At 35.0% G+C, this 25,136-nt stretch carries 10 protein-coding genes; 3 read left to right on the top strand and 7 right to left on the bottom strand.

Annotated features, from left to right (window positions below):
* Positions 1-642 precede the first annotated feature (642 nt).
* Genes AC8GF4_RS11315 through AC8GF4_RS11305 form a run of 3 tightly spaced genes read left to right on the top strand, consistent with a single transcriptional unit; the run spans position 643 to position 15,092 of the window.
* Entirely contained in the window at positions 643-12,153 is an 11,511-nt protein-coding gene (locus AC8GF4_RS11315) for a PKD-like domain-containing protein (protein ID WP_506594729.1), read from the top strand.
* Positions 12,154-12,211: 58 nt separating this feature from the next.
* Complete coding sequence (locus AC8GF4_RS11310; RefSeq protein WP_506594727.1) at positions 12,212-13,141, top strand: PorP/SprF family type IX secretion system membrane protein; 930 nt, start codon at positions 12,212-12,214, stop codon at positions 13,139-13,141.
* Positions 13,142-13,154: 13 nt separating this feature from the next.
* Complete coding sequence (locus tag AC8GF4_RS11305) at positions 13,155-15,092, top strand: OmpA family protein (protein ID WP_506595068.1); 1,938 nt, start codon at positions 13,155-13,157, stop codon at positions 15,090-15,092.
* A gap of 1,340 nt (positions 15,093-16,432) precedes the next feature.
* On the opposite strand, the gene AC8GF4_RS11300 is transcribed toward AC8GF4_RS11305, so the two are convergent.
* The 7 genes from AC8GF4_RS11300 to AC8GF4_RS11270 form a co-directional block, all read right to left on the bottom strand.
* On the bottom strand, positions 16,433-17,218 hold the full coding sequence (locus tag AC8GF4_RS11300; RefSeq protein WP_506594725.1) for a class I SAM-dependent methyltransferase: 786 nt from the start codon (positions 17,216-17,218) through the stop codon (positions 16,433-16,435).
* Positions 17,219-17,264: 46 nt separating this feature from the next.
* The gene (locus AC8GF4_RS11295) at positions 17,265-18,341 is read right to left on the bottom strand and encodes an MraY family glycosyltransferase (RefSeq protein WP_506594723.1); all 1,077 of its coding nucleotides are present in this window, start codon (positions 18,339-18,341) and stop codon (positions 17,265-17,267) included.
* Positions 18,338-19,555 carry a DUF1972 domain-containing protein gene (locus AC8GF4_RS11290; RefSeq protein ID WP_506594721.1) on the bottom strand — a complete coding sequence of 406 codons (1,218 nt, stop codon included), beginning with the start codon at positions 19,553-19,555 and terminating at the stop codon, positions 18,338-18,340. Before AC8GF4_RS11290 ends, AC8GF4_RS11295 begins: the two co-directional genes overlap by 4 nt.
* 206 nt (positions 19,556-19,761) lie before the next feature.
* Positions 19,762-20,829, bottom strand: a complete 1,068-nt coding sequence (locus AC8GF4_RS11285; protein WP_506594720.1) for a glycosyltransferase family 4 protein — start codon at positions 20,827-20,829, stop codon at positions 19,762-19,764.
* Position 20,830: 1 nt separating this feature from the next.
* Positions 20,831-22,054: a glycosyltransferase family 4 protein gene (locus tag AC8GF4_RS11280; protein ID WP_506594719.1), complete on the bottom strand. Its 1,224-nt coding sequence runs from the start codon at positions 22,052-22,054 to the stop codon at positions 20,831-20,833.
* Positions 22,047-22,742: an acyltransferase gene (locus AC8GF4_RS11275; RefSeq protein ID WP_506594718.1), complete on the bottom strand. Its 696-nt coding sequence runs from the start codon at positions 22,740-22,742 to the stop codon at positions 22,047-22,049. The genes AC8GF4_RS11280 and AC8GF4_RS11275 overlap by 8 nt, the downstream gene beginning before the upstream one ends.
* Positions 22,739-25,117: a hypothetical protein gene (locus tag AC8GF4_RS11270; protein WP_506594717.1), complete on the bottom strand. Its 2,379-nt coding sequence runs from the start codon at positions 25,115-25,117 to the stop codon at positions 22,739-22,741. Before AC8GF4_RS11270 ends, AC8GF4_RS11275 begins: the two co-directional genes overlap by 4 nt.
* Positions 25,118-25,136 lie beyond the last annotated feature (19 nt).

The following is a 25,136-nucleotide window of genomic DNA, read 5'->3' as shown; positions in this document are numbered from 1 at the left end:
CAGCATTTTCCAATCTATTTTTAACCATATAAGTCATATAAGTTTTTAATTTGATTAAAATCAAGTAAAACCAAAAGTTCATTTAAGCAAAGATATAAAGTTTTACAACTAACAGTTTTAAACTTTTATTCACTTTAATCTATTGACTTTTGTTCTCGCTCCAAAACATGGTGAACGGGACTAGCTTTAACTTAACGCGTTTTGGGTAAAATTATTTTCACCACATAGAAATAAAGAATTAATAGTTTTAAAAGAAAGAATTAAACGTTTTACTATTCACATGGTTATTCTATGTATAAAACAATGCTATTTCTATTTATTCTTTGCCTTTTAGTATTAATCTTAGATTCTAAGTGGTTAAATTTTTATTTTATTTGAATTTCATATAACAGGTTAATTATTAATAAAATTTTACCGCGTATTTTATTCCATAAAGCAATATTCATTCCATATTTTGGAATAAAACTAAACAAAACAAAACTTAACTTGTTGATTTTCAGTATATTAAAAAAAGGCATGCAAATTGATTTTTGTTTTTATATAAAATGAATAACTGCTTAAAACTTGAAATTTAAGACTCTAAATATTCATTTTTTATTTTAAGAAAGAAAAGCGAAAAATTAATTTTCACACCAGTTTAAAATGAAAAAATACACTTCTTCCAAAATTTTACTTCTTATTTGTTTTTTCTTAGTTAAGAGCTATACGAGTAATGCACAGTTTTTTACAAAACATTATATAGCCCCTTCTTCATGGCAATATTTTAGTAATGCAAATGAAATTGTAATCGCCACAAACTCAATTACTACTGTAAATATAGCTTTGAATAAAAGTGATGGGACATTGGTAACAAATTTAACTGCAATTAAGGGATCTCCAGCTGTATATAGATTTGCTGGTTCACCAACTGCTTTGCCAGTTCATGCGTTTAATACCGTTTTAAATGCTGCAGGATTGATAGTCACAAGTGATGGACCAACTTCAATAAATTTACGAAATGTTGCTTCTGATCAGATTGCTGGAGGAGATCCTTATATTAAAGGAAATGCTTCTTTAACCAGTTTTGGAGATGCAGGATTGGGTGTGAATTTTAGAGTAGGATACTATAGAAACGGAACAATTAGCGGATCTGAAACGCCTACATATAGTATTATGGCAGTTAACAATAGTACAACAATAAAACTCAGTGGGGTCGCGATAACTACACTAAATGCAGGTCAAAGTTATTTATTCAAAGCTGCAATAGGATCATTAGTCGAAACATCTTCGCCTGTAGTAATGAATACCTGTGGTAGAGTTGATTCTCCAAGTGGATGTGGTGACGGAACATTTGATCAGATTCCTCCAGTATCTGTATTGGGATCAGAATATTATATTGTAAGAGGGCAGGGTAATAATACTGCTGAACAAACAACAGTTGTCGCTACTCAAGCTAATACTGTAGTAACAATTGATAAATATTCGAATACGGGAACTTTTTTATCCACATCTAATGTTACACTTACAAATGCTGGTGATTTTACTACTTTCATTAATGGTGATAGTTCTAATGCTTTCTCCGCAACACGAATTGTTACTACTCGCAATGTTGCAGTTTATTCTGGAACGGCAATAAGTTGTGAAGTTGATATTTCATCGATTGCTCCAGTATCTTCTTGTTCCGGTTCCGTTTTTGTTGAAACATCTCAATTTAAGGCCTATAATAATTCTATATTACCCTATTTTGGTTATGTACTTTTAAAAGACGCTACAGCTATAGTAGATATTAATGGAATTAATATTGAGTCTATTGCCGGAGTACGTCGTCAATTGGGATCTACTGGTTGGTATTTAATTGATTTTACAAATACTCAAATAAGCAGCCCTGCAGTTATTTCAATTTCAAGTACAGTAAAACTTACTATATCAATGGTACAACAAGGGGGTGGATTTTCTATGGCTGGTTTTTTCTCTAACTTTATAGAACAACCAACAGATCCAGTATTAACGTACGCGTCAGGATTGCAATGCAGTAATGAAAGTGCACTCTTGGTAGCAACTCCAGGATTTTCTCCTTATCAATGGTATCTAAACGGGGTAGTTCTTGCAGGGCAAACATCAAATACTATTACAGTAACAAAAACAGGATCATATACGGTTTCATCAACCCTTTCTTGTGGTGATAGTGTACAATCAAAACCGATTCCCGTAACTATTTGTAGTGATGTTTCGGTTACCAATACAGTAAACAATCCAACTCCTTGCATTGGTTCTAATGTAGTATTTACAATTACAGCTGCAAATGCTGGGCCTTCGAATGCAGATGGTGTATCTGTGACAGATATTCTTCCTACAGGTTATACATATGTCTCGTCTGTTGTACCAGCAGGAACATCTTATAATAATACAAATGGAATATGGGCAGTATCTAATCTTGATAATGCAACCAATGCAATCTTAACAATAACAGCAACAGTAAAAGCAACGGGATCTTATTCTAATACTGCTACTATTAATTCTTCTTCCCAACCCGATGCCAATACAAGTAATAATACTGCTGTAATTTCGACTACACCAAATCCATTACCTGTAGGGGTTGTAGTAACAACTTCTATTTGTTCAGGAGCGTCCAATACTATACCTTTAACCAGTTCCATTGTAGGTACAACGTTTACATATGCTACACCTATAGTAACTGGAGGTGTTACTGGAGGCAATGCCCGTAGTACAGGAAGTACAGCCGATATTACCGATGTTTTGGTAAATCCTACAGGAACAGCACAAACTGCAACTTATACCGTTACTCCAACAGCTCCATCAGGTTGTGTGGGCTCCCCTTTTACGGTAACTATTACCGTTAATCCAACACCAATTGGAGTAGCTGCACTAAAAACCATTTGTAGCGAACAGACAGTAAATCAAGCATTGACAACCAGTCCAGTTGTTGCAGGTACAACGTTTACGTATCCAACACCTATTGTGACTGGGGGAATTACGGGAGGTAACGCTCGTAATACAGGAAGTACAGCCGATATTACAGATGTTTTAGTCAACCCCACAGGAACAGCACAAACTGCAACTTATACAATTACTCCAACAGCTCCAACAGGCTGTGTGGGTTCAACTTTTACGGTAACAATCACCGTTAATCCAACACCAATTGGAGTGTCTGTAACTAAAACATTTTGTAGTGGACAGACAGTAGATCAAGCATTGACAACCAGTCCAGTTTTTGCGGGTACAACCTTTACGTATCCAATACCAATTGTAACTGGTGGAATAACTGGAGGTAATGCTCGTAGTACAGGAAGTACAGCCGATATTACCGATGTTTTGGTAAATCCTACGGGAACAGCACAAACTGCAATCTATACCGTTACTCCAACAGCTCCATCAGGTTGTGCGGGCTCCCCTTTTACGGTAACTATTACCGTTAATCCAACACCAATTGGAGTAGCTGCACTAAAAACCATTTGTAGCGGACAGACAGTAAATCAAGCATTGACAACCAGTCCAGTTGTTGCAGGTACAACGTTTACGTATCCAACACCTATTGTGACTGGGGGAATTACGGGAGGTAACGCGCGTAGTACAGGAAGTACAGCCGATATTACAGATGTTTTAGTCAACCCCACAGGAACAGCACAAACTGCAACCTATACCGTTACTCCAACAGCTCCATCAGGATGTATAGGTTCTGCTTTTACAATAACAATCACCGTTAATCCAACACCAATTGGAGTGTCTGTAACTAAAACTGTTTGTAGTGGTCGACAAACAGTGAATCAAACACTTACTACAAACCCATTTGTAACTGGAACTACATTTACTTATCCTACACCTGTAGTAACTGGAGGTATAACAGGAGGCAACACTCGTACTACAGGGAGTACAGCAGATATTAAAGACATACTTATAAATCCTACATCTTCAATTCAAACTGCTACATACACTATAACACCTACATCTCCAACAGGTTGTGTGGGTTCTACTTTTACTGTGGTTGTTACCGTAAGTCCTGTTCCTGTTTTGACAGCCAGTCAGGTTCAAAATATATGTGCCAATATTAGTGGTAATGCAACAGCAAATTTATCATTGACAACAAATCCTTCTTCAAGTGGTGCAAGTTTTACTTGGACTCCTCCTGTTTTGTCGGGAGGGATGACCTATACCGATCATGGATTTGCCACAGGTACAATAATAGATGACTATAATAACCCAACAACACAACCGCAAACCGCAACATATTCAGTAACGCCAATTACATCAGGTTCGTTAGGTGGTTGTATAGGTGATGTAGCTACGGTGGTAATCACTGTGAATCCGAATCCTATTGTAACTTCAGGTTTGGTACAAACTATTTGTAGTGGACAAATCACTAACAGAAGTTTGTCATCCACAACTACTGGTGTTGTTTATAGTTATTCAGCACCAACTATATCAGGAGCTCCTGGAAATATTACAGGAGGTACTTCTAGGTTAGTTCCAAGTAACTTAGCAATAACGGATCTTTTAATTAATACTACTGGAATTGTTCAAACTGCTACTTATATGGTAACTGCTTTGATTAATGGTTGTCCTGGGAATCCGGTTGCAGTAGTAATTACGGTAAATCCTACTCCATCTGGAGTAGCAGCAATAAAATCAATTTGCAATAGCCAATATGTAAATCAAGGATTGACTACAAATCCATTAGTTTCTGGTACTACTTTTACCTATGCTTCACCAGTAGTAACAGGCGGAATAACAGGCGGAACAGCACGTAACACAGGAAGCAGCGCTGATATTACCGATGTTTTGATTAATTCTACAGGAACAGCTCAAACCGCAACCTATACAATTACTCCAACAGCTCCATCTGGATGTGTAGGTTCTACTTTTACCGTAACTATCACCGTAAATCCGACACCAATTGGCGTAGCTGTATTAAAAACAATTTGTAGCGAACAGTCAGTTAATCAAGCATTGACTACAAATCCATTAGTTTCAGGTACTACTTTTACCTATGCTTCACCAGTAGTCACAGGTGGGATAACAGGTGGAACAGCACGTAACACAGGAAGCAGCGCTGATATTACCGATATTTTGATCAACCCAACGGGAATATCTCAAACTGCAACTTATACCATAACTCCAACCGGACCAACTGGTTGTTTGGGAACTACTTTCACAGTAATAATTACTTTAAATCCAACACCATCTGGAGTAGATGCTTTGAAAACAATTTGTAGTGGCCAGACAGTAAACCAAACTTTAACCACAAGTCCAGTAGTTTCAGGGACTACATTTACATACTCCACACCAGTAGTTACTGGTGGAATAACAGGTGGTACCGCACGTAACACCGGAAACACTGCCGATATTACCGATGTTTTGGTTAACCCAACAGGAGTATTACAAACCGCGATTTATACTGTTACTCCAACTGCCTCAACAGGTTGCGTGGGGGGTACTTTTACAGTAACGATTACAGTAAGTCCAACTCCAGCAACTCCTACTGCAACAACAACAGTACAACCAACTTGTACAGTATCAACAGGAACTATAACTATCACAGCTCCTGTAAGTGCAGGAATGACTTATAGTATAGATGGGTCAACCTATGCTAATACAACAGGTATTTTTAATTTAGTTACAATAGGTACTTACACAGTAACTGCTAAGAGTATAGATGGCTGTATTTCTTCAGGCACTAGTGTAATAGTTGACCCTCAGCCAGCTACTCCATCTATTCCTTCACTTGGTGTACCTACTCAAGGAACTTGTATGTACACTCTTGGAAGTGTCGTTTTAAGCGGATTGCCATCTGGAAACTGGACTATAAACCAAAACGGAACTTATACAGCAAATTATAGCAGTTCAGGAAGTTCTTATTTGATAACGGCATTAGCACCCGGTAGTTATAATTTTACTGTAACCAATTCAGTTGGTTGTACTTCAGGAGCAACAGTTAATACAAGCCTAAATAATATTATATGTGCCGTAGCCGATACCAACGCCACAGCCGTAAACGGTTACACTGGCGGTACGGCTATAGCCAATGTACTTACCAATGACAAACTTAATGGTGTAGCGGTAATTCCAAGCGAAGTAACCTTGACCCTAGCCACAGCTCTACCTACAGGAATAACCTTCAACACCAGCACGGGAGAAGTAGCCGTAAATGCAGGAACTCCAGCAGGAACTTATACTTTTGATTACATCGTTTGCGAAGTATTAAACCCAGCCAATTGCAGTTCCACTACAGTAACAGTAAATGTTGCCCAAGCTCCAATATTAGCCGTAGCCGATACCAACGCCACAGCCGTAAACGGTTACACAGGCGGAACAGCAATAGCCAATGTTTTATCGAATGACAAACTAAATGGCGTAGCGGTAATCCCAAGTGAAGTAGCCTTGACCCTAGCCTCAGCTTTACCTACAGAAATAACCTTCAACACCAGCACGGGAGAAGTAGCAGTAAATGCAGGAACTCCAGCGGGAACTTATACTTTTGATTACAGCATTTGCGAAGTATTAAACCCAGCCAATTGCAGTTCCACTACAGTAACAGTAAATGTTGCCCAAGCTCCAATATTAGCCGTAGCCGATACTAATGCCACAGCCGTAAACGGTTACACAGGCGGAACAGCAATAGCCAATGTTTTATCGAATGACAAACTAAATGGCGTAGCGGTAATCCCAAGTGAAGTAGCCTTGACCCTAGCCTCAGCTTTACCTACAGGAATAACCTTCAATACCAGCACGGGAGAAGTAGCCGTAAATGCAGGAACTCCAGCAGGAACTTATACTTTTGATTACAGCATTTGCGAAGTGTTAAACCCAGCAAACTGCAGTACCACAACAGTAACAGTAAATGTTGCCCAAGCTCCAATATTAGCCGTAGCAGATACCAACGCCACAGCCGTAAACGGTTACACAGGCGGTACGGCTATAGCCAATGTACTTACCAATGACAAACTAAATGGTGTAGCGGTAATCCCAAGTGAAGTAGCCTTGACCCTAGCCACAGCTTTACCTACAGGAATAACCTTCAATACCAGCACGGGCGAAGTAGCCGTAAATGCAGGAACTCCAGCAGGAACTTATACTTTTGATTACAGCATTTGCGAAGTATTAAACCCAGCCAATTGCAGTTCCACTACAGTAACAGTAAATGTTGCCCAAGCTCCAATATTAGCCGTAGCCGATACCAACGCCACAGCCGTAAACGGTTACACAGGCGGTACGGCTATAGCCAATGTACTTACCAATGACAAACTAAATGGTGTAGCGGTAATTCCAAGTGAAGTAGCCTTGACCCTAGCCACAGCATTGCCTACAGGGGTAACGTTCAACACCAGCACGGGAGAAGTAGCCGTAAATGCAGGAACTCCAGCAGGAACTTATACTTTTGATTACAGCATTTGCGAAGTATTAAACCCAGCCAATTGCAGTACCACTACAGTAACAGTAAATGTAGGTCAAGCTCCAATATTAGCCGTAACCGATACCAACACCACAGCCGTAAATGGTTACACAGGCGGTACGGCTATAGCCAATGTACTTACCAATGACAAACTAAATGGCGTAGCGGTAATCCCAAGTGAAGTAGCCTTGACCCTAGCCACAGCTTTACCTACAGGAATAACCTTCAATACCAGCACGGGAGAAGTAGCCGTAAATGCAGGAACCCCTGCAGGAACTTATACTTTTGATTACAGCATTTGCGAAGTGTTAAACCCAGCCAATTGCAGTACCACAACGGTAACTATAAATGTTGTCCAAGCTCCAATATTAGCCGTAGCCGATACCAACGCCACAGCCGTAAACGGTTACACAGGCGGTACGGCTATAGCCAATGTACTTACCAATGACAAACTTAATGGTGTAGCGATAATTCCAGCCGAAGTAGCCTTGACCCTAGCCACAGCTTTACCTACAGGAATAACCTTCAATACCAGCACGGGAGAAGTAGCCGTAAATGCAGGAACTCCTGCAGGAACTTTTACTTTTGATTACAGCATTTGCGAAGTGTTAAATCCAGCAAACTGCAGTACCACAACAATAACAGTAAATGTAGGTCAAGCTCCAATATTAGCCGTAGCCGATACCAACGCCACAGCCGTAAACGGTTACACAGGCGGTACGGCTATAGCCAATGTACTTACCAATGACAAACTAAATGGTGTAGCGGTAATACCAAGTGAAGTAGCCTTGACCCTAGCCTCAGCTTTACCTACAGGAATAACCTTCAACACCAGCACGGGAGAAGTAGCCGTAAATGCAGGAACTCCTGCAGGAACTTATACTTTTGATTACAGCATTTGCGAAGTATTAAACCCAGCCAATTGCAGTTCCACTACAGTAACAGTAAATGTAGGTCAAGCTCCAATATTAGCCGTAACCGATACCAACACCACAGCCGTAAACGGTTACACAGGCGGTACGGCTATAGCCAATGTACTTACCAATGACAAACTAAATGGCGTAGCGGTAATCCCAAGTGAAGTAGCCTTGACCCTAGCCACAGCTTTACCTACAGGAATAACCTTCAATACCAGCACGGGAGAAGTAGCCGTAAATGCAGGAACCCCTGCAGGAACTTATACTTTTGATTACAGCATTTGCGAAGTGTTAAACCCAGCCAATTGCAGTACCACAACGGTAACTATAAATGTTGCCCAAGCTCCAATATTAGCCGTAGCCGATACCAACGCCACAGCCGTAAACGGTTACACAGGCGGTACGGCTATAGCCAATGTACTTACCAATGACAAACTAAATGGTGTAGCGGTAATTCCAGCCGAAGTAGCCTTGACCCTAGCCTCAGCTTTACCTACAGGAATAACCTTCAATACCAGCACGGGAGAAGTAGCCGTAAATGCAGGAACTCCAGCAGGAACTTATACTTTTGATTACAGCATTTGCGAAGTGTTAAACCCAGCAAACTGCAGTACCACAACAGTAACAGTAAATGTTGCCCAAGCTCCAATATTAGCCGTAGCCGATACTAATGCCACAGCCGTAAACGGTTACACAGGCGGAACAGCAATAGCCAATGTTTTATCGAATGACAAACTAAATGGCGTAGCGGTAATCCCAAGTGAAGTAGCCTTGACCCTAGCCACAGCTTTACCTACAGGAATAACCTTCAATACCAGCACGGGAGAAGTAGCCGTAAATGCAGGAACTCCAGCAGGAACTTATACTTTTGATTACAGCGTTTGCGAAGTATTAAACCCAGCCAATTGCAGTACCACAACGGTAACTATAAATGTTGCCCAAGCTCCAATATTAGCCGTAGCCGATACCAACGCCACAGCCGTAAACGGTTACACAGGCGGTACGGCTATAGCCAATGTACTTACCAATGACAAACTAAATGGTGTAGCGGTAATTCCAGCCGAAGTAGCCTTGACCCTAGCCACAGCTCTACCTACAGGCATAACGTTCAACACCAGCACGGGAGAAGTAGCCGTAAATGCAGGAACCCCTGCAGGAACTTATACTTTTGATTACAGCATTTGCGAAGTGTTAAACCCAGCCAATTGCAGTTCCACTACAGTAACAGTAAATGTTGCCCAAGCTCCAATATTAGCCATAGCCGATACTAATGCCACAGCCGTAAACGGTTACACAGGCGGAACAGCAATAGCCAATGTTTTATCGAATGACAAACTAAATGGCGTAGCGGTAATCCCAAGTGAAGTAGCCTTGACCCTAGCCACAGCATTGCCTACAGGAATAACCTTCAATACCAGCACGGGAGAAGTAGCCGTAAATGCAGGAACCCCTGCAGGAACTTATACTTTTGATTACAGCATTTGCGAAGTGTTAAATCCAGCAAACTGCAGTACCATAACAATAACAGTAAATGTAGGTCAAGCTCCAATATTAGCCGTAGCCGATACCAACGCCACAGCCGTAAACGGTTACACAGGCGGTACGGCTATAGCCAATGTACTTACCAATGACAAACTAAATGGTGTAGCGGTAATACCAAGTGAAGTAGCCTTGACCCTAGCCTCAGCTTTACCTACAGGAATAACCTTCAACACCAGCACAGGCGAAGTAGCAGTAAATGCAGGAACTCCAGCAGGAACTTATACTTTTGATTACAGCATTTGCGAAGTATTAAACCCAGCCAATTGCAGTTCCACTACAGTAACTATAAATGTTGCCCAAGCAGCAATTGATGCAGTTGATGATTCCGTGGCATCAATAGTAGGAATTAATCAAATGGTTACGGTTTTAAATGTATTAGCTAATGATCAACTGAATGGTGCTTCAATAAATTCAACTCAAGTAATGTTGTCACAAACAGTAGCTGACTCTTCTGGATTTATGACATTAAATAGTGATGGAACTATAGTTTTAGCTCCAAACACTCCAGCAGGAACTTATACATTAACATATCAAATATGTGAAATATTAAATCCGTCAAATTGTAATACAGCTATAGTTACAGTATCTGTGGTTGCTCCAACAATGACAATTACAACTAGTAACCTTTGTTTGAATGACACACCTTATGTGTCTTATACTGTTACTCCTGATAATTTTACCGCGACTAATTTACTTACTGTGAAGTGGATAGATAGTGCCAATACCGTAGTAGCAACACAAACTAATTTGCCATTGACAGGTCAATTGTTGTGGCCAGGAACAGTATTAGATGGTAGCGGAAAAACTATTGATTGGCCAGGATGGTTATTGGTAAATGGCAAATGGATACAAGGCAGTGATGGATTTGAATTAACAAGACCAACTGTAACAATGGAGTTTTCATTGAACCCAACTCTAAGTGTAATAGTCAATTATCCACCTGCAACAGCCCTTTGTAATTCAGCTCCAACTTTTGTTATTGATGCTGTAAATGACTCTGCTTCTACGCCGGTTAATAGTCAGGGAGCAGCTTTGGGAGTAATCAATGTTTTTGGAAACGATACTTTAAACACGTTAGGTATTAAAGCATCGGATGTTATTGTAACGGTACTTATATCCAACCCAAATTTAGCACTAAATCCAGACGGAACAATAGATGTTTTACCCAATACTCCTGCAGGAACATATACTTTAACCTATCAAATATGTGAAAAAGGAAATAGTTCGAATTGTGATACGGCTACTGTAACTGTTTTAGTTCAAATACCAGCAATGACATTAATTAAAACGGCCACATTGGCTGGGTCAGTATTAGCTGGAGAAACAATTACTTATACATTTACAATCACTAACACAGGAAATATTGCTATAAATAACATTGTTATTAATGACGCATTGCTATCTGCTACACCAATTGCAGTTACAAATTCATTAGCAATTGGAAGTGTTACTAATATCAAAGTAAATTATATAATTACACAAGCAGATATAGATTTAGGTAAAGTAGTAAATTCTGCTATTGCTTCTGGAGTTGATACAAATGGCACTGCTTTGTCAGTTGTTTCAGATAATGGTAATCCGATAAAAGGAGGTGATCGAACTACCGTCTTGCAATTGATTCAAAAACCTAGCATTGCATTAATAAAAACAGTTGTTTTTGAAGATGACAATAATGATGGTTTTGCCCAAGTAGGAGAAACAGTAACCTATCATTTTGTTATAACAAATACAGGAAACATACCTTTAAACGATGTCAAAATAGAAGATCTCTTACCCGGAATTACTATTATAGGTGCGCCAATAACTTTGAGTGTTGGACAAGTTGATGATACCACTTTTACTGCTACCTATAAACTTAAACAATCTGACATTAACTTAGGAAGCATTACAAATCAAGCTTCTGTTGAAGGAAAAAGTCTAAATGGAACTATAGTGAAAGACATGTCTGATGATCTTAATAATGCAAGTGACAATCCTACCGTATTGGGTCTTTCAGGTTGCATTATAGAAATATTTAATGCCGTATCGCCAAATGGAGATGGGAATAATGATCTCTTTTATATTCGAGGATTAGAATGTTACCCGGATAATACAGTAGCGATTTTTAACCGTTGGGGCGTGTTGGTATTCGAACGTAATGGATACAATAATACTGATCGCGCATTTAAAGGGATTTCCGAAGGTCGTGTAACCATAACACAAGCAGAAGAGCTACCTGTAGGAACATATTATTATGTTTTAAAATACAAAACAGGAATTAATAATAGTGTTAAAAAATCAGGTTACTTGTATATAAATAGAAAATAGTTTTATTAACTCAAATTCATAAAACACCAAAGTTTTAGGGATTATTAAAAATAAAAAGATGAAAAATAAATTAATCGGGTTAGTACTTTTACTTTTTTCAGGAGTAATATATAGTCAACAAGACGCACAGTTCACCCAATACATGTACAATACAATCAATATTAATCCAGGGTATGCTGGGTCTAGAAATGTTATGAGTATTTTTGTATTACACCGAACACAGTGGGTAGGACTTGATGGAGCACCTACAACTAATACAGCTTCAATTAATACTCCTATTAACAACAGTAACATCGGACTTGGAGTATCAGTGGTGAATGACAAAATTGGACCTTCCAGCGAAAACAACATTGCGGTAGATTTCTCTTACAGTATAAGAGCATCTGAACAATATGAATTATCTTTTGGACTCAAAGGAACAGCAAATTTACTCAATGTAGATTTTACCAAGCTCAATCAATACGATGCAGGCGATCCTATATTTGAGGAAAATATAGATAATAAATTTTCCCCAAATATAGGACTTGGTCTCTATCTTCATTCAGATGCAACTTATTTAGGGATCTCAGCTCCACATTTATTAGAAACAAAACACTTTGATGGTTATGCCACTGCAGGTGCCACGAGCCATGTTGCTAAAGAAAATATAAATCTTTATTTAATTGCAGGTCATGTTTTTGATCTAAGTTACAACTTTAAACTAAAACCTTCATTATTAGTAAAATACGTAGAAGGAGCTCCTTTACAAATCGATTTATCTGCCAATATGATGTACAATGAAAAGTTTGTACTAGGACTTGCTTACAGATGGAGTGCTGCTGTTAGTGCAATGGCTGGATTTCAAGTTAGTGATTCCTGGTTTATTGGCTATGGTTATGACTTAGAAACTACGCAGTTGGCCAATTATAATTCAGGCTCTCATGAGATTTTTTTACGCTTTGAATTGTTTAATAAATATGACAAAATTATATCACCAAGATTCTTTTAAATTCTTTATCATGATAAAAATAAAAACTTCAATCTACAGCATAATAATGTTTACGGTAGCAGTATCTGGATATGGGCAAAAATCTAGAATTGAGGATGCCGACAAAAAATACAACAATTATTCTTATATAGATGCAATATCTACCTATGAGAGTGTTGCACTTAAAGGATATAAAAACGAAAAAATGTTTCAAAAGCTTGGAAATGCCTATTATTTTAATGCAAATTTAAGTAAAGCAGAAAAATGGTATACGGAACTATTTAACCTAAATAACGAACAAGAACCAGAATATTATTACCGCTATTCTCAAACCTTAAAATCTGTTGGCAATTATGACAAAGCCAATAAAATACTTGATAATTTCAACAAAAAGGCAGCAAATGATTTGAGGGCTAAATTGTATGAAAACCAAAAAAATTATCTACAAGAAATCAAAGCCAATTCGGGACGTTATACAATAGTTAACGAAAGTATTAACTCCGAATATTCAGATTACGGCAGTTCTTTCTTTAACAATAATTTGGTCTTTGCTTCGGCTAGAGATACTGGACGAACAGCACAAAAAATATTTAAATGGACGAATCAATCTTTTACAAATCTGTATAGTTCCGAGATAAATGGCGATGGAAATTTAAGTAATCCAAAACGATTTAGTAAAATTATCAATTCAAGATTTCATGAATCAACTCCAGTTTTTACAAAGGATGGTCAAACAATGTATTTTACAAGAAATAATTATTTAGATGGGAAAAAAGGAAAAGATGCCAAAAAAGTAACACTTTTAAAGTTATACAAAGCAACTTTAATTAATAGCAATTGGACAAACATAGTTGAATTGCCGTTTAATAATAATGAATACAGTGTGGCACATCCCGCTTTGAGTGAAGATGAAAATACACTTTACTTTGTATCGGATATGCCAGGTACATTTGGCCAATCTGATTTGTTTAAAGTAGCAATAAAAAAGGATGGAACATTTGGAGAACCAGAGAATCTAGGAACAGAAATAAATACTGAAGGCAGAGAAACATTTCCATTTGTATCTGAAAATAATGAATTGTATTTTGCAAGTGACGGCCATCCTGGATTAGGAGGTTTAGATATTTTTGTTACTAAAATTGACAATAACACTTATTCAGCTACCCAAAACGTTGGAGAACCCATCAACGGACCACAAGATGATTTTGCATTTTTGATAAATACTAAAGAAAGTAAAGGTTTTTTTACTTCTAATAGACCTGGAGGTTTAGGATATGATGATATTTATGGTTTTACAGAAATACGTAAACTGGTTTGCGAACAATTATTGTCTGGAATTCTTATCAATCAAGAAACAGGAGAGTTATTAATCGATGCAAAAATAAGTGTGTTTGACGATCATTTTAAACTCGTGAAAGAAATTAAGACTGATAACAAAGGCAATTACAGTATTGAGGTGGTTTGTGGCAAAACGTACTACATCAGAGCCGCTAAAGAGGATTATGAGACCAAAGAAGAAAAAATTACAATTAAAAATACTACTGGTAAAACTGATTTACCCCTTCAATTAAGTAAACGTATCAAAAAAATTGGAATAGGAACTGATTTAGCTAAAACATTGGATATTCCTATTATTTATTTTGATTTGGACAAATCAAATATTAGAAAAGACGCCACTTTTGAGTTGGCCAAAATAGTAGTTGTCATGCAACAATTTCCTAAAATGAAAATTGATGTTCGATCTCATACGGATAGCAGACAAACAGAACAATACAATATAAGACTCTCTGATAAACGTGCAAAATCTACTATAGACTGGTTGATAAAAAATGGTATCGAAGAAAATAGATTATCTGGCAAAGGGTATGGGGAAGCTCAATTGGTAAACAATTGTTCAGATGGTGTAAAATGTACAGAAATCGAACATCAAGCAAATAGACGTAGTGAGTTTATTATTATTTCAATAGAATAAAAAGCATACATAGTAGATAAAAAAGGGTTTGCATTTTAATTAAAGTAAGCCTTTTTTATTTTATGACTATCCGTGACTAATACCAAACCAATAAAATTAGCCACTCCCATAGCTATCGGGCAATGTCATTAAGTTAAGCTTTGTTTTTTCTCGCCAAGACGCAAAGGCGCAAAGTTTAGAGCCGATTCCTTTGCGCCTTCGCGTCTTTGCGAGAGTCATATTTTGAAAAAGGATGGTGAGAGATCCTTAAATTAATGACATTGGGTTATTTATAAAAAAAGATTTACACAGATTTCTTTAATAATTGTGTTTAAAATCTGTGTAATCTGTAGCAAAAAAATGACTTGGTACATTTTGCGAACAGTCATATTTTATTTATAATCCAGTGCTTTTATTAATAAGGCTCGAAAGAATATAAAACCGATTGCAATTGCAATATAGTCCAATCCTATTTTTGTCAAATCGAGCGTAATGTCATAAAATTAAGAAAAATAAAAAAGCAAGCAGATTAAGCTGATTTTAGCAGAGAAAAGGGAATAAAATCAGCCGAATCTGCGAAATCTGCATGAAAATAAATAAAGACAAATTCCTTAACCTTTATGACATTGTATTCGAGTGCAGTCGAGATTCAATAATAGTTCTCGAATACGCTAACTGACAAATCGGACTGTTATATAGAATTATTGATATAAGTAGTTAAATATCAAAGATAAATGTTGTGTTTTTAATTTCCTTCAGTTAAAGTTCACTGTTTTGCTTAAATTTTATTGGTCTAAAATATAGTTTAAAACCGCTTAATTATATAAGGTACATCATTTTTGAATCGTTTTTTTTACCAAAAAAACTACTGACTCCCGAAGCTTTTAGTTTGGGATGAAAAAGTTACCCATATAAGAAATATAGTTCTACCATGAATTGTGTGGGTAAGAAAAAATAAAGAAAAATTTTTACCATTAAGAGATTAAGAAAAATAAAGTTTTCTAGGACTTAATAAACCTTAATGACTTAATGGTGCAAAGAAAAATTAAATTTTTAATTTTTAAAACCCACACGATTGAGAGTAGAACCAGAAATATAAGGACATATAAGTTATTCATTTTGTATCTTCTTAAATGATCTTATACTTCTTATATGGTTAAAATTCAATGCTGAGTATTATAGAATATAGCCTTTAAAACTATGTTTATATCTGAAATAATCTCATAAAACTCAATGTCTAAAATTTCAAACAAGCTCATGATTTATAAAATAAAATGCCGTTAATTATTTACTTCAATAAATAATTAACGGCATCCTTAAACAGGATTAGCATTTATAATTGGGAATTTTGTGGTAACTTTTTATTCTGTTTTTTGCCAAAAGCTAGTTTGGGAAATGTACAACCCCATAGGAGTAAAACCTGTAAAGCGTACTCTTTTATACAAAGAATCCATATACAAACCTCCCGGCCAATTATTAGGATGATCTGAATTATCTAAGACCATCCAGCCCCCTTTTTTAAGTTTTGAGATGGATTTTTCTATGCATTCATTACGATTATTAAAATCATTTGATCCATCTACAAGAATTAAATCAAAACTTTCATTTTCGGTCTCATCAAGGAATTGCCAAGTAGTTTCTTTTTGTTTATTCAAAAAACTAAATTGACTCATTACATCTTTGTCAAATGATGCAGATTGTGCATAATCATTAACCGTATTGTACCATAGTTTGTTGTGCTCTATACTAGTGATATCACATTTTTTTTCTAGAAACCAGAGTGTTGAGTTACCAGAACCAAACTCAAGTACCTTTTTTCCGGGTTTTAAAATACTATTCATAAAATTAATAGCTTCATATACAATAAAAGGAAGCGGCTTTTTTATTATATAATTCTTTTTGGCTTGTATATAAGTGTTTATAGCGGGTACTAAATATTTAAAAGAGGATGGACTGACTCTATATCCTTCAAAATCAGTAATGCGTAATGAGGCTTTGTGGGAGTGTTTTTTATGTTCGTCACTCCAAGCTACAGTGTAGGCACCAGTCAATTTATTTAGTTTACTTTCGTAAAAGGTTTGTGCAGGTACATTGAACAATCCATTGGCTAATGCCATTTTTTTCTGTAGTAAATTTGAATATTCCATAAGTTTATTTTTTATTGTTAGTATTAAAATATTACATATATTAATGTTAGTCTTTTTCTGTTTTTTTTATTTTATGAATCCATTTTTGCAAATTATTTATAACTAGTAATAGCCTAATTAGAAACCAAAAGACAATTATAATAGAAAAAATAATTAATGTTGTAGAATAGGAGGAGATTAATCCAAAACCTAAGGAAAAGAAAATTAAACATAGGATAACTACAGCTAATGCAATTCTTTTATGTGTCAATCCTGCTCCTAGCAGTAAATGATGCAAATGTGATTTATCTGGCATAAAAGGAGATTTTCCTCGCTTTATTCGCCCCATATAAACCCGTAAAGAATCTAAAACAGGAATAGAAAAAAAAGCTACTAAAATCAAGAAAACATATCCATAATTGTTTTCTTGATGAATTTCCTGTTTTCCTAAAAGGTGTATTCCCAATGTTACTAAAATAAAACCTAGAAATAGAGAGCCAGAATCACCCATGAAAATTTTCTCTTTTGACAAATTAAATTTCAAAAACCCAACAATTGCCCCAATAAAAATGACACTAAGTAACCCCAAATAATAATCTTTGTAATATATTGACGCTATTAAAAACATAGTAAATCCTAATAGTGAGAAACTACCCAGTAAACCATCAACTCCATCTATTAGATTAAAAGCATTTACTACTCCAGTTATAATCAAAATAGTGATCAGATACTGCAACCAAACTGCAATTTCGTAGACACCAAATAGACCATAAAAAGAAAAAATTCGTACTCCTGACATAGCAATTATGAAAGATAAAATTAATTGAATAGCCAATTTATATTTAGCTTTAATATCATTTTTGTCATCAATAACACCAATGATTAGTATTGTAAATGAAGCACTAAAAATGGATAAATATTCTTTGCAAAGCGTAATGCTTCCGGAAATTAAAATAACGGTAAGTACAGAAAAAGCAATTGAAATTCCGCCTATAAGGGGTATACTGGTAATATGTATTTTCCTAAAATTAGGCTTATCAACTAAATTGATTTTAATGGCTATTTTTTTTAATACAGGAGTGTATAACAAACTCAGTAACAATGACAAAAACCCTAGTGATAGATATTCTAAAATTATTTTCATAGCTGTTTATTTTCGTAAAATAAGATACTATTTTGAAGATGTGACAATTGATATTCTTGCAATATAGTTGGATTTAATTTTTGTATTTCACCCAAAACACTGTTTTTAAACTTAATAGAAAGCGCTTCTTTTATTAATAAATCATATTGGTTTGAAATAACATTCCAAGTATATCTTCTCGATGCTATTTCTTTCATCTTAATTCGTTGTTCTAGTAATACAGATTCCGTAATAGTATTCAAATGGTCCATTAAATCCTCGGATGAGTTAAAATACAAAGCATTATTTTCGGTTGTAGTTTTATTGTACGAAACATTAAAGGCTATTACTGGAAGCTTTAAATACATTGCTTCCACAAGGGATGGGTTTGTTCCACCAGCAGAATGTCCATGAATGTACAAAGTGGCATTACTTCGTATTAAATCAATTTCTCTTTGATTGTATATGGGATCTAAAAGCAAAATATTTTGGATATCCTTGTAACTTTCCTTTAAATCAATACCATATTTGCTATTATTCCAATTGCCTACAATTACCAAATTCATTTTTGCATACTTTTTAAAGGCCTCCAGAACTGAATGTACATTGTTTTCGGGTTCTATTCGGCACACTTTTACAGCATACTTTCTTTTAAGAAATCGATATTTTCTTATGTCTTTTCGACAGGGCTTTACTTGCAAAGTGTGATCAGCACCATACTCAATTACCCTACTTAAGGTTTTGTAACGTAGTGCTGTGTAATCCTGAATCGATTCATTATCAGAAATGTCAATATGAGAAAACTTAATAGCAATTTTTTCTGACCACCATAAATATAATTTTGCCAATAAAGGCCATTTGTCTCTTTTCCATTCCATTCCGTCTATAGAAATTATGATTTTTTTGTTGGTGAAAAGTCGAACAAATGGTAATATCCAAGCACCAGCTACGCCAAGTATTAATAAGACATCACTGTTTTTTAATGCTAGTAAAATAGAAATAGTATCATAAGGAATACTTTGAATTCCATTGGCATTGAGCGGTATATACTTTAGAACTGCCCCTTTATAAGTTGAAGTACGTTCCTTTTTGGTGTATTTGTTTCCGGAACAAAACACTGTAAAATCATATTTTGGAGACAAATGCTCTACTAAATGTTCTGCAAGGGTTTCAAACCCACCGTATTTGGCGGGTAAACCTACTGTACCTATAATGGCGACTCTATCTTTGTTCATATGTTGATATTTGTTTTTTTATCGGTCATATGTAATTTGCATATCATCATTGGTCTTTGTTGCCAATTTTCGTTTATGCTCATTTCATTATTTATATACTTTACTAATCTTATGCCAAAAACCATACTAACAATGTAAGTCGTTGATTATTAATGCTTTTTTATTTTTTAAAATTCTTTTTTTTCCATAAGTTGGAAAAAAAAATATTAATTGGAAATAATTTTTATAGATTCTTTTTCAAAATAATCCTCACTGAAAAATGTACTTTTTACAACGGCACTCTGGCTCATCTCTTGGTATAAAAGCGGATTTTGGAATAACTGATTTATTTTTTGAGAAATAAGAATCAATTCTTGACTGTCAATTAAATATCCATTTTTGTTGTTCTCTACAAGCTCAGTCATACCACCAATAGGAGGAACAATCGTAGGAATACCATAAGTCATTGCTTCTAATATAGTTAGTCCAAAGGTTTCTTTGCAGAGTTTGGTAACGGTAAGATTGACTACAATACTGGCTTCTTCATAAAAAGGATGTACTTCTTTTTGGCTAGTAATCAAAATGAGGTTAGAGGGTAAAATTTTATTTTTAAAATAATGATCTATTTCTTTTAGATTGGCGTTTACAACCAATTTAAAAATGTAGTGGGGACATAATTCGGCCAATTTTACAAATTCATTTATACCTTTATACCTTTTTAAAGAGCTAATCATCAATACAATTTTTGATTCTTTATTTTTTTCTAAATGAAATCGAGCTTCTTTTCTAAAACTGTTTTCTATTACATTATACAAGACATTATTTTTAACTTTCATAGGTTGCTGTTCGGCCAAAAAATTTGAAACATAAACAACATTTGTTGCGCAAAATTTTACTATTCCGAAAAGAAATTGATTCAAAATCTTTGGTTTTACTCCAGTTTCATGAATGTGATAAATAACTTTGCAACCAATAATTTTACCAATAAATGCCGCTCCAAAAGGGAATACGGTATTGATGTACAGTATGTCTTTTTTCTTTAATACAAAAAGCAATTGAGTGGCTAACAAAAATTGACTAGTTAGCAAGAAAAGCAACCGTATTATTGGATTTTTCGCAAAACGATACCAATAAAAATGATTGTTTACATTGGGAATATTTGTCAAAAACCCCTCTCCTCCACAAGTATAAAGATGAGTTTCTATATTGTTTTTTGTCCAGCATTTAAGCAATTGCATCAATACTTTTGGGCTTCCGCTATAATTATTTAGCAGGTGAATGGCTATAATTCTCATTTTATAATGTTTTGTATATTGTTTCCAAATAATCTCCTCTGCTATTCCAAGTAAATTTTTCCAAGTAGTGTTTTCGTGCATCAAGACTCATTTGATGCAATAGATTTTTATCAAAATAAAGTTTTGACAGTGATTCTTTTAATTCTAAAATGGTTTTATCATAATCTAATTGTGAAACTGCAAAACCACATTTTGAATTGACAAATTCACCAGGGCCTTCATTATCCAAACAAATTACGGGTAGCCCAAACGATAATGCCTCTGCCACTACCATACCCGCTCCTTCATGTGAAGGAAATAAAAAAACAGCTGATTTTTCATAAAGCTTCATCAACTCACTTCGGTCTATCCATTCTATAATTTCTACATAAGGCTCAATGTGATTTTGAGTAATAATGGTTTTGTAAAAATCCTTTTCTGGACCTGTCCCAATTAGTGTTAGTTTGCAATTTTTGCGATCTTTTGGTTCTAATGAGTTGATGAAACTAGTAAATGAAAGAAGTGTCAAGTCAAATCCTTTCAAGGGAACAAAACGACCAACGCTTATGATCTCAAAGCCTTTTTTTGGTATACTATTTCCCAAAAAATTATCTTCGGTGGCAACAGATGGGAGTATCGAAAAATTTTCTGTACTAATCTTTAATGCTGTTGCGACTCCAGAGTTCATCCCCAATATATGATTGGCTTTCTTTTTGGTATTTTGTAAAGAAAATGAAAGCGTCCAAAAACAATTTTTTACAAACCAAGTCATTCGATCTTGCAAAAAATATTTAACAGCATAAGGATTTAAAAAATGTTTGGGTATTTCGGGATGATGCCCTATCGGTCCCCAAACCATTGGTTTTTTCAGCTTCCATAAAGAGCTAGGTGTCCAATCATTATGGAAATTAACATTATGAGCAATATCAAACTCTAAATTCTGTTTTTTTATGAAAGTAACAATTCCTTTTTGCCATAAGTAATAGTAGAGCATGGCTCCACGACCTCCTTTTTTCCAGAAACGCATCCAATACGGTAGATCAAAATACAAGAAAGTAATATTTGCAAAAACCACGTCTTGATTTTGAGTCATATATTGCTCAATCATTTCTTTATTATTTTCACGCGTAATGGCAATTACTCTATTATATCTCGCAATTTGATACACAAAGTTCCACCCCATTCCATTCTCGGAACCTTTATACGGATTTACGGCATAACAACTAGCCAAAATAGTTTTAGTCATTGCTTCTGGTTTTTAAAAGTTTTGCGGGAACACCGCCTATTATACTATTATCTGGAAAAGATTTTGTTACAACCGCACCTGCTGCTATAATACAGCCATTGCCTATTTCTACTCCGTCTAGAATGCTTACTTTACTGCCAATCCAGCAGTTTTTGCCAATTTTTATGCCTTTTCTATTCACACCTTGAAATCGAATGGAGGAATTCAAATCTTCATAATTATGATTTTCAGGATGACAACTTAAATAAGGACCTACAATACATTCATCTCCAATTTCTAGACCGCCTGCTCCGCCTAATGAGGCATATTCGCCAATGCCAACCGAGTTTCCAATGACTATTTTGTCGCCCAAATCGTTTAATGTGGTCGAAACAATAATGCGGCTAAAAGCACCGATGCTTACATTATTACCAAATTGGATTCCGTTTTTACCCAAAGCCGATACAAATACAAAATCACCAAGTCGAAGAAATTTGCCCCATTTAATTTTAGAGATATAAAAAAAAGAAACACCTCTACCTAGCATCATAGCTTTTGGTTTTCTAAAAAAAAATAGAACTTTAAAACCTCTCAGCAGACATAAACTTTGCATCCATACAAATTCCAGAATTGTTGCCAAGGGTAATGTTGGATCAAATTTGAAATTTGGATTGCGCATTTGGATTATTTTTTCTAAAAATCGTTTCATTTTTTGGTCTGTATTATAGTGGTAACAATTTGATTTAAAGTAACTTCCAAATCTTCATTTTGGATGCTTTCATAAATAGCAATATTACTTTTTGATTTTAATTTCAGAAATAGATTTTTATAATCATCTGTCAAGAGTTCGATAGTAGTTTTACTCAATTCTTTTTTTCGATTAAGAATGGTATTGGCATCCGCAAAAAGGAAAAAATTAAACTTGGGTTTTAACAAAAATTGGTACCCAAAAGAGGATATTTTTTTTGACAAAACAATGTTACTGCGTTTGCTGTCATTTATAAAATCAAAATAATAACGATCATAAACAACCACATAACCTCTTAAAATGTATTTGAAATAGACAACAAATTGTCCAATCAAAAAATCCAAATAATAATAAGAAAAACGAGCAAAAGAGGAAAAAGCATTATTATTTTTTCCTTGTCTGGGCAAGTTGTTTGTAGCATCCTGGTGGGCTTTTTGTTTTCCTTTTGTCCAAACACTCAATATAGGTAATAGTGAGGGTCTGTGGCGTAAAACTACTACTGGTTTACGGAGTTGCTTTTCAATTCTATACGCAAGCATGTCAATCACTGTAGATTTTCCTGCGCCATCGACACCACTAAAAGTAACTGTAAATCCTTGATTATTAAAGGTGTTTTTTAAGGTGTCCATGCAATAATTCAACGTGTTTTTTAGATAGTAAAAATTACTGTTTCCTTTTTTTTGTTGAATAAAATATTGAATTTGTGAAATATTATTTTTAGTATCATCAAAATAATTTTGCAAAACTAAATCCAATGGTTCTTTTGAGGTTTCTATCTCTTTTTTGTAATCTAAATATTTTTCGGGAATTAAGGCTCCATTAAGAGTGTAAAATAGGATTATAAACCTTGCTGTGTCAATTTTAGAGGCGTTTTTTGCACCATAATTATTTTTATAATTATTTGCAATTATTTCTTTTGTACTTAATATTTCATAATTTTTTATTTTCAATTGCCATATTAAATCTATAGATAAAATACTTCCTTCACCTGTAAAAACTTGAATAGTATTCATAAATGATTTTTGATTGCTATTAATTTTGGAAACCAAAGAATGATTTTTGAGGTATTTCATAACTATTGAATTCGTTTTTTTTGTAATAACTAAATCAATATCTGAGTTTATACTTAAATCTTCGGGATATTCTTTTGGATATTTTAGTGCGGCATACTCTTGATTTTGTAATAAATCAAACAAATCCATAATAATCATTTGCCTTTGGGTGTATTCGTCTTTTATAAAATGATTCAAAGCCTCGTTCCAAACAGCCAACATCCAATGAATTTGGGGGTACCATACATCGGTTTTGGCATAAATATTCATGTTGTACATGCAATTAATTAACAAGTACCATTTGAGGCACTCGTTTAAATCTTTGTTAAAAAGTTGGTCTCCAAACTCATTTGCACTGTATTGAAGAATATCTTGATAAATCAATTTCCAACTTTTTCGATCTACAAGTATTCCTTGCTGCATCATATAATGAAAATAGTCATATCCTTTTGGTTTTTCAAAACTGGCCAATTCCCAGTCATATATTGCTATTTTATCATCGGTTTGGTACATGTTCCATTGAGTGAAATCTCCTTGGGACAGATTAATTTTAACCTCTTGATTAGGAAGGCAGTTTTGAATTAAGGTGTTCAATTTTCGAGTAATATTTCTAGGGATTTTTTCGCTGCTACAATGCTCAAAACTTTCTTTCAAAGTTTGGAACAACTGCCATTGGCTTACTTGAATGGTTATTTCATGAATATGACTCATTTCAGTTAAAGCAGTAAGATGAGCCGTTGTGAATTTTTTGGCCCTCTTTCCTTTATTTGAGATATCGGTTAGTTGAATAATGTCTTTGGAAATGATTGTCACTTTTGGAGTAATGAACTCTGTATTTTTTAAATTGATTTGGCTCAAAATAGTATGTTCATTCTGAATCATTGTTTTGGCACTTTCGGTTGTAGCAATTTTATAAAAAAAGGAATCAGCATATAGTATAGCTTTACTATTTAGTCCAATAGTACCCATAAAAAGGCTCCAATCTTTGGTGCAATCAAAAACAGTTCTTGCTGTTAATGCATTAAAATAAAATATTCTTTTTTTAAAGACCATTTTTTGTAATCTTAAAAAAAATAGTATTCGGATTGCTGTTGCAAATGCAAAGGCTCTGAAGCTACCGATATTATAAAATTTTAAAAAAATAGCCTTTTTACAAGAAGCATTCCAAATCCATCTTATAGAATTGTCTGGATTGTTTATAAATAAAAGTTCAACTTGTATGGCCCCTATATTTTCTTCGGCAGTTGCAATTGAATATCCAAGTTTTTGTAATATTGATTTCATACTTAATATTTTTTTATAT

The sequence above is a fragment of the Flavobacterium rarum (SeqCode) genome, from assembly GCF_965234445.1.
Lineage (GTDB): Bacteria > Bacteroidota > Bacteroidia > Flavobacteriales > Flavobacteriaceae > Flavobacterium > Flavobacterium rarum.
This window is presented reverse-complemented; position numbering and strand designations above follow the sequence as displayed.

Bases quoted from the DNA above. Each gene is read 5' to 3' on its own strand.
- AC8GF4_RS11290 (WP_506594721.1), bottom strand. From the start codon at position 19,555: ATGAACAAAGATAGAGTCGCCATTATAGGTACAGTAGGTTTACCCGCC.
- AC8GF4_RS11270 (WP_506594717.1), bottom strand. From the start codon at position 25,117: ATGAAATCAATATTACAAAAACTTGGATATTCAATTGCAACTGCCGAA.
- AC8GF4_RS11295 (WP_506594723.1), bottom strand. From the start codon at position 18,341: ATGAAAATAATTTTAGAATATCTATCACTAGGGTTTTTGTCATTGTTA.
- AC8GF4_RS11280 (WP_506594719.1), bottom strand. From the start codon at position 22,054: ATGACTAAAACTATTTTGGCTAGTTGTTATGCCGTAAATCCGTATAAA.
- AC8GF4_RS11300 (WP_506594725.1), bottom strand. From the start codon at position 17,218: ATGGAATATTCAAATTTACTACAGAAAAAAATGGCATTAGCCAATGGA.
- AC8GF4_RS11275 (WP_506594718.1), bottom strand. From the start codon at position 22,742: ATGAAACGATTTTTAGAAAAAATAATCCAAATGCGCAATCCAAATTTC.
- AC8GF4_RS11310 (WP_506594727.1), top strand. From the start codon at position 12,212: ATGAAAAATAAATTAATCGGGTTAGTACTTTTACTTTTTTCAGGAGTA.
- AC8GF4_RS11285 (WP_506594720.1), bottom strand. From the start codon at position 20,829: ATGAGAATTATAGCCATTCACCTGCTAAATAATTATAGCGGAAGCCCA.
- AC8GF4_RS11315 (WP_506594729.1), top strand. From the start codon at position 643: ATGAAAAAATACACTTCTTCCAAAATTTTACTTCTTATTTGTTTTTTC.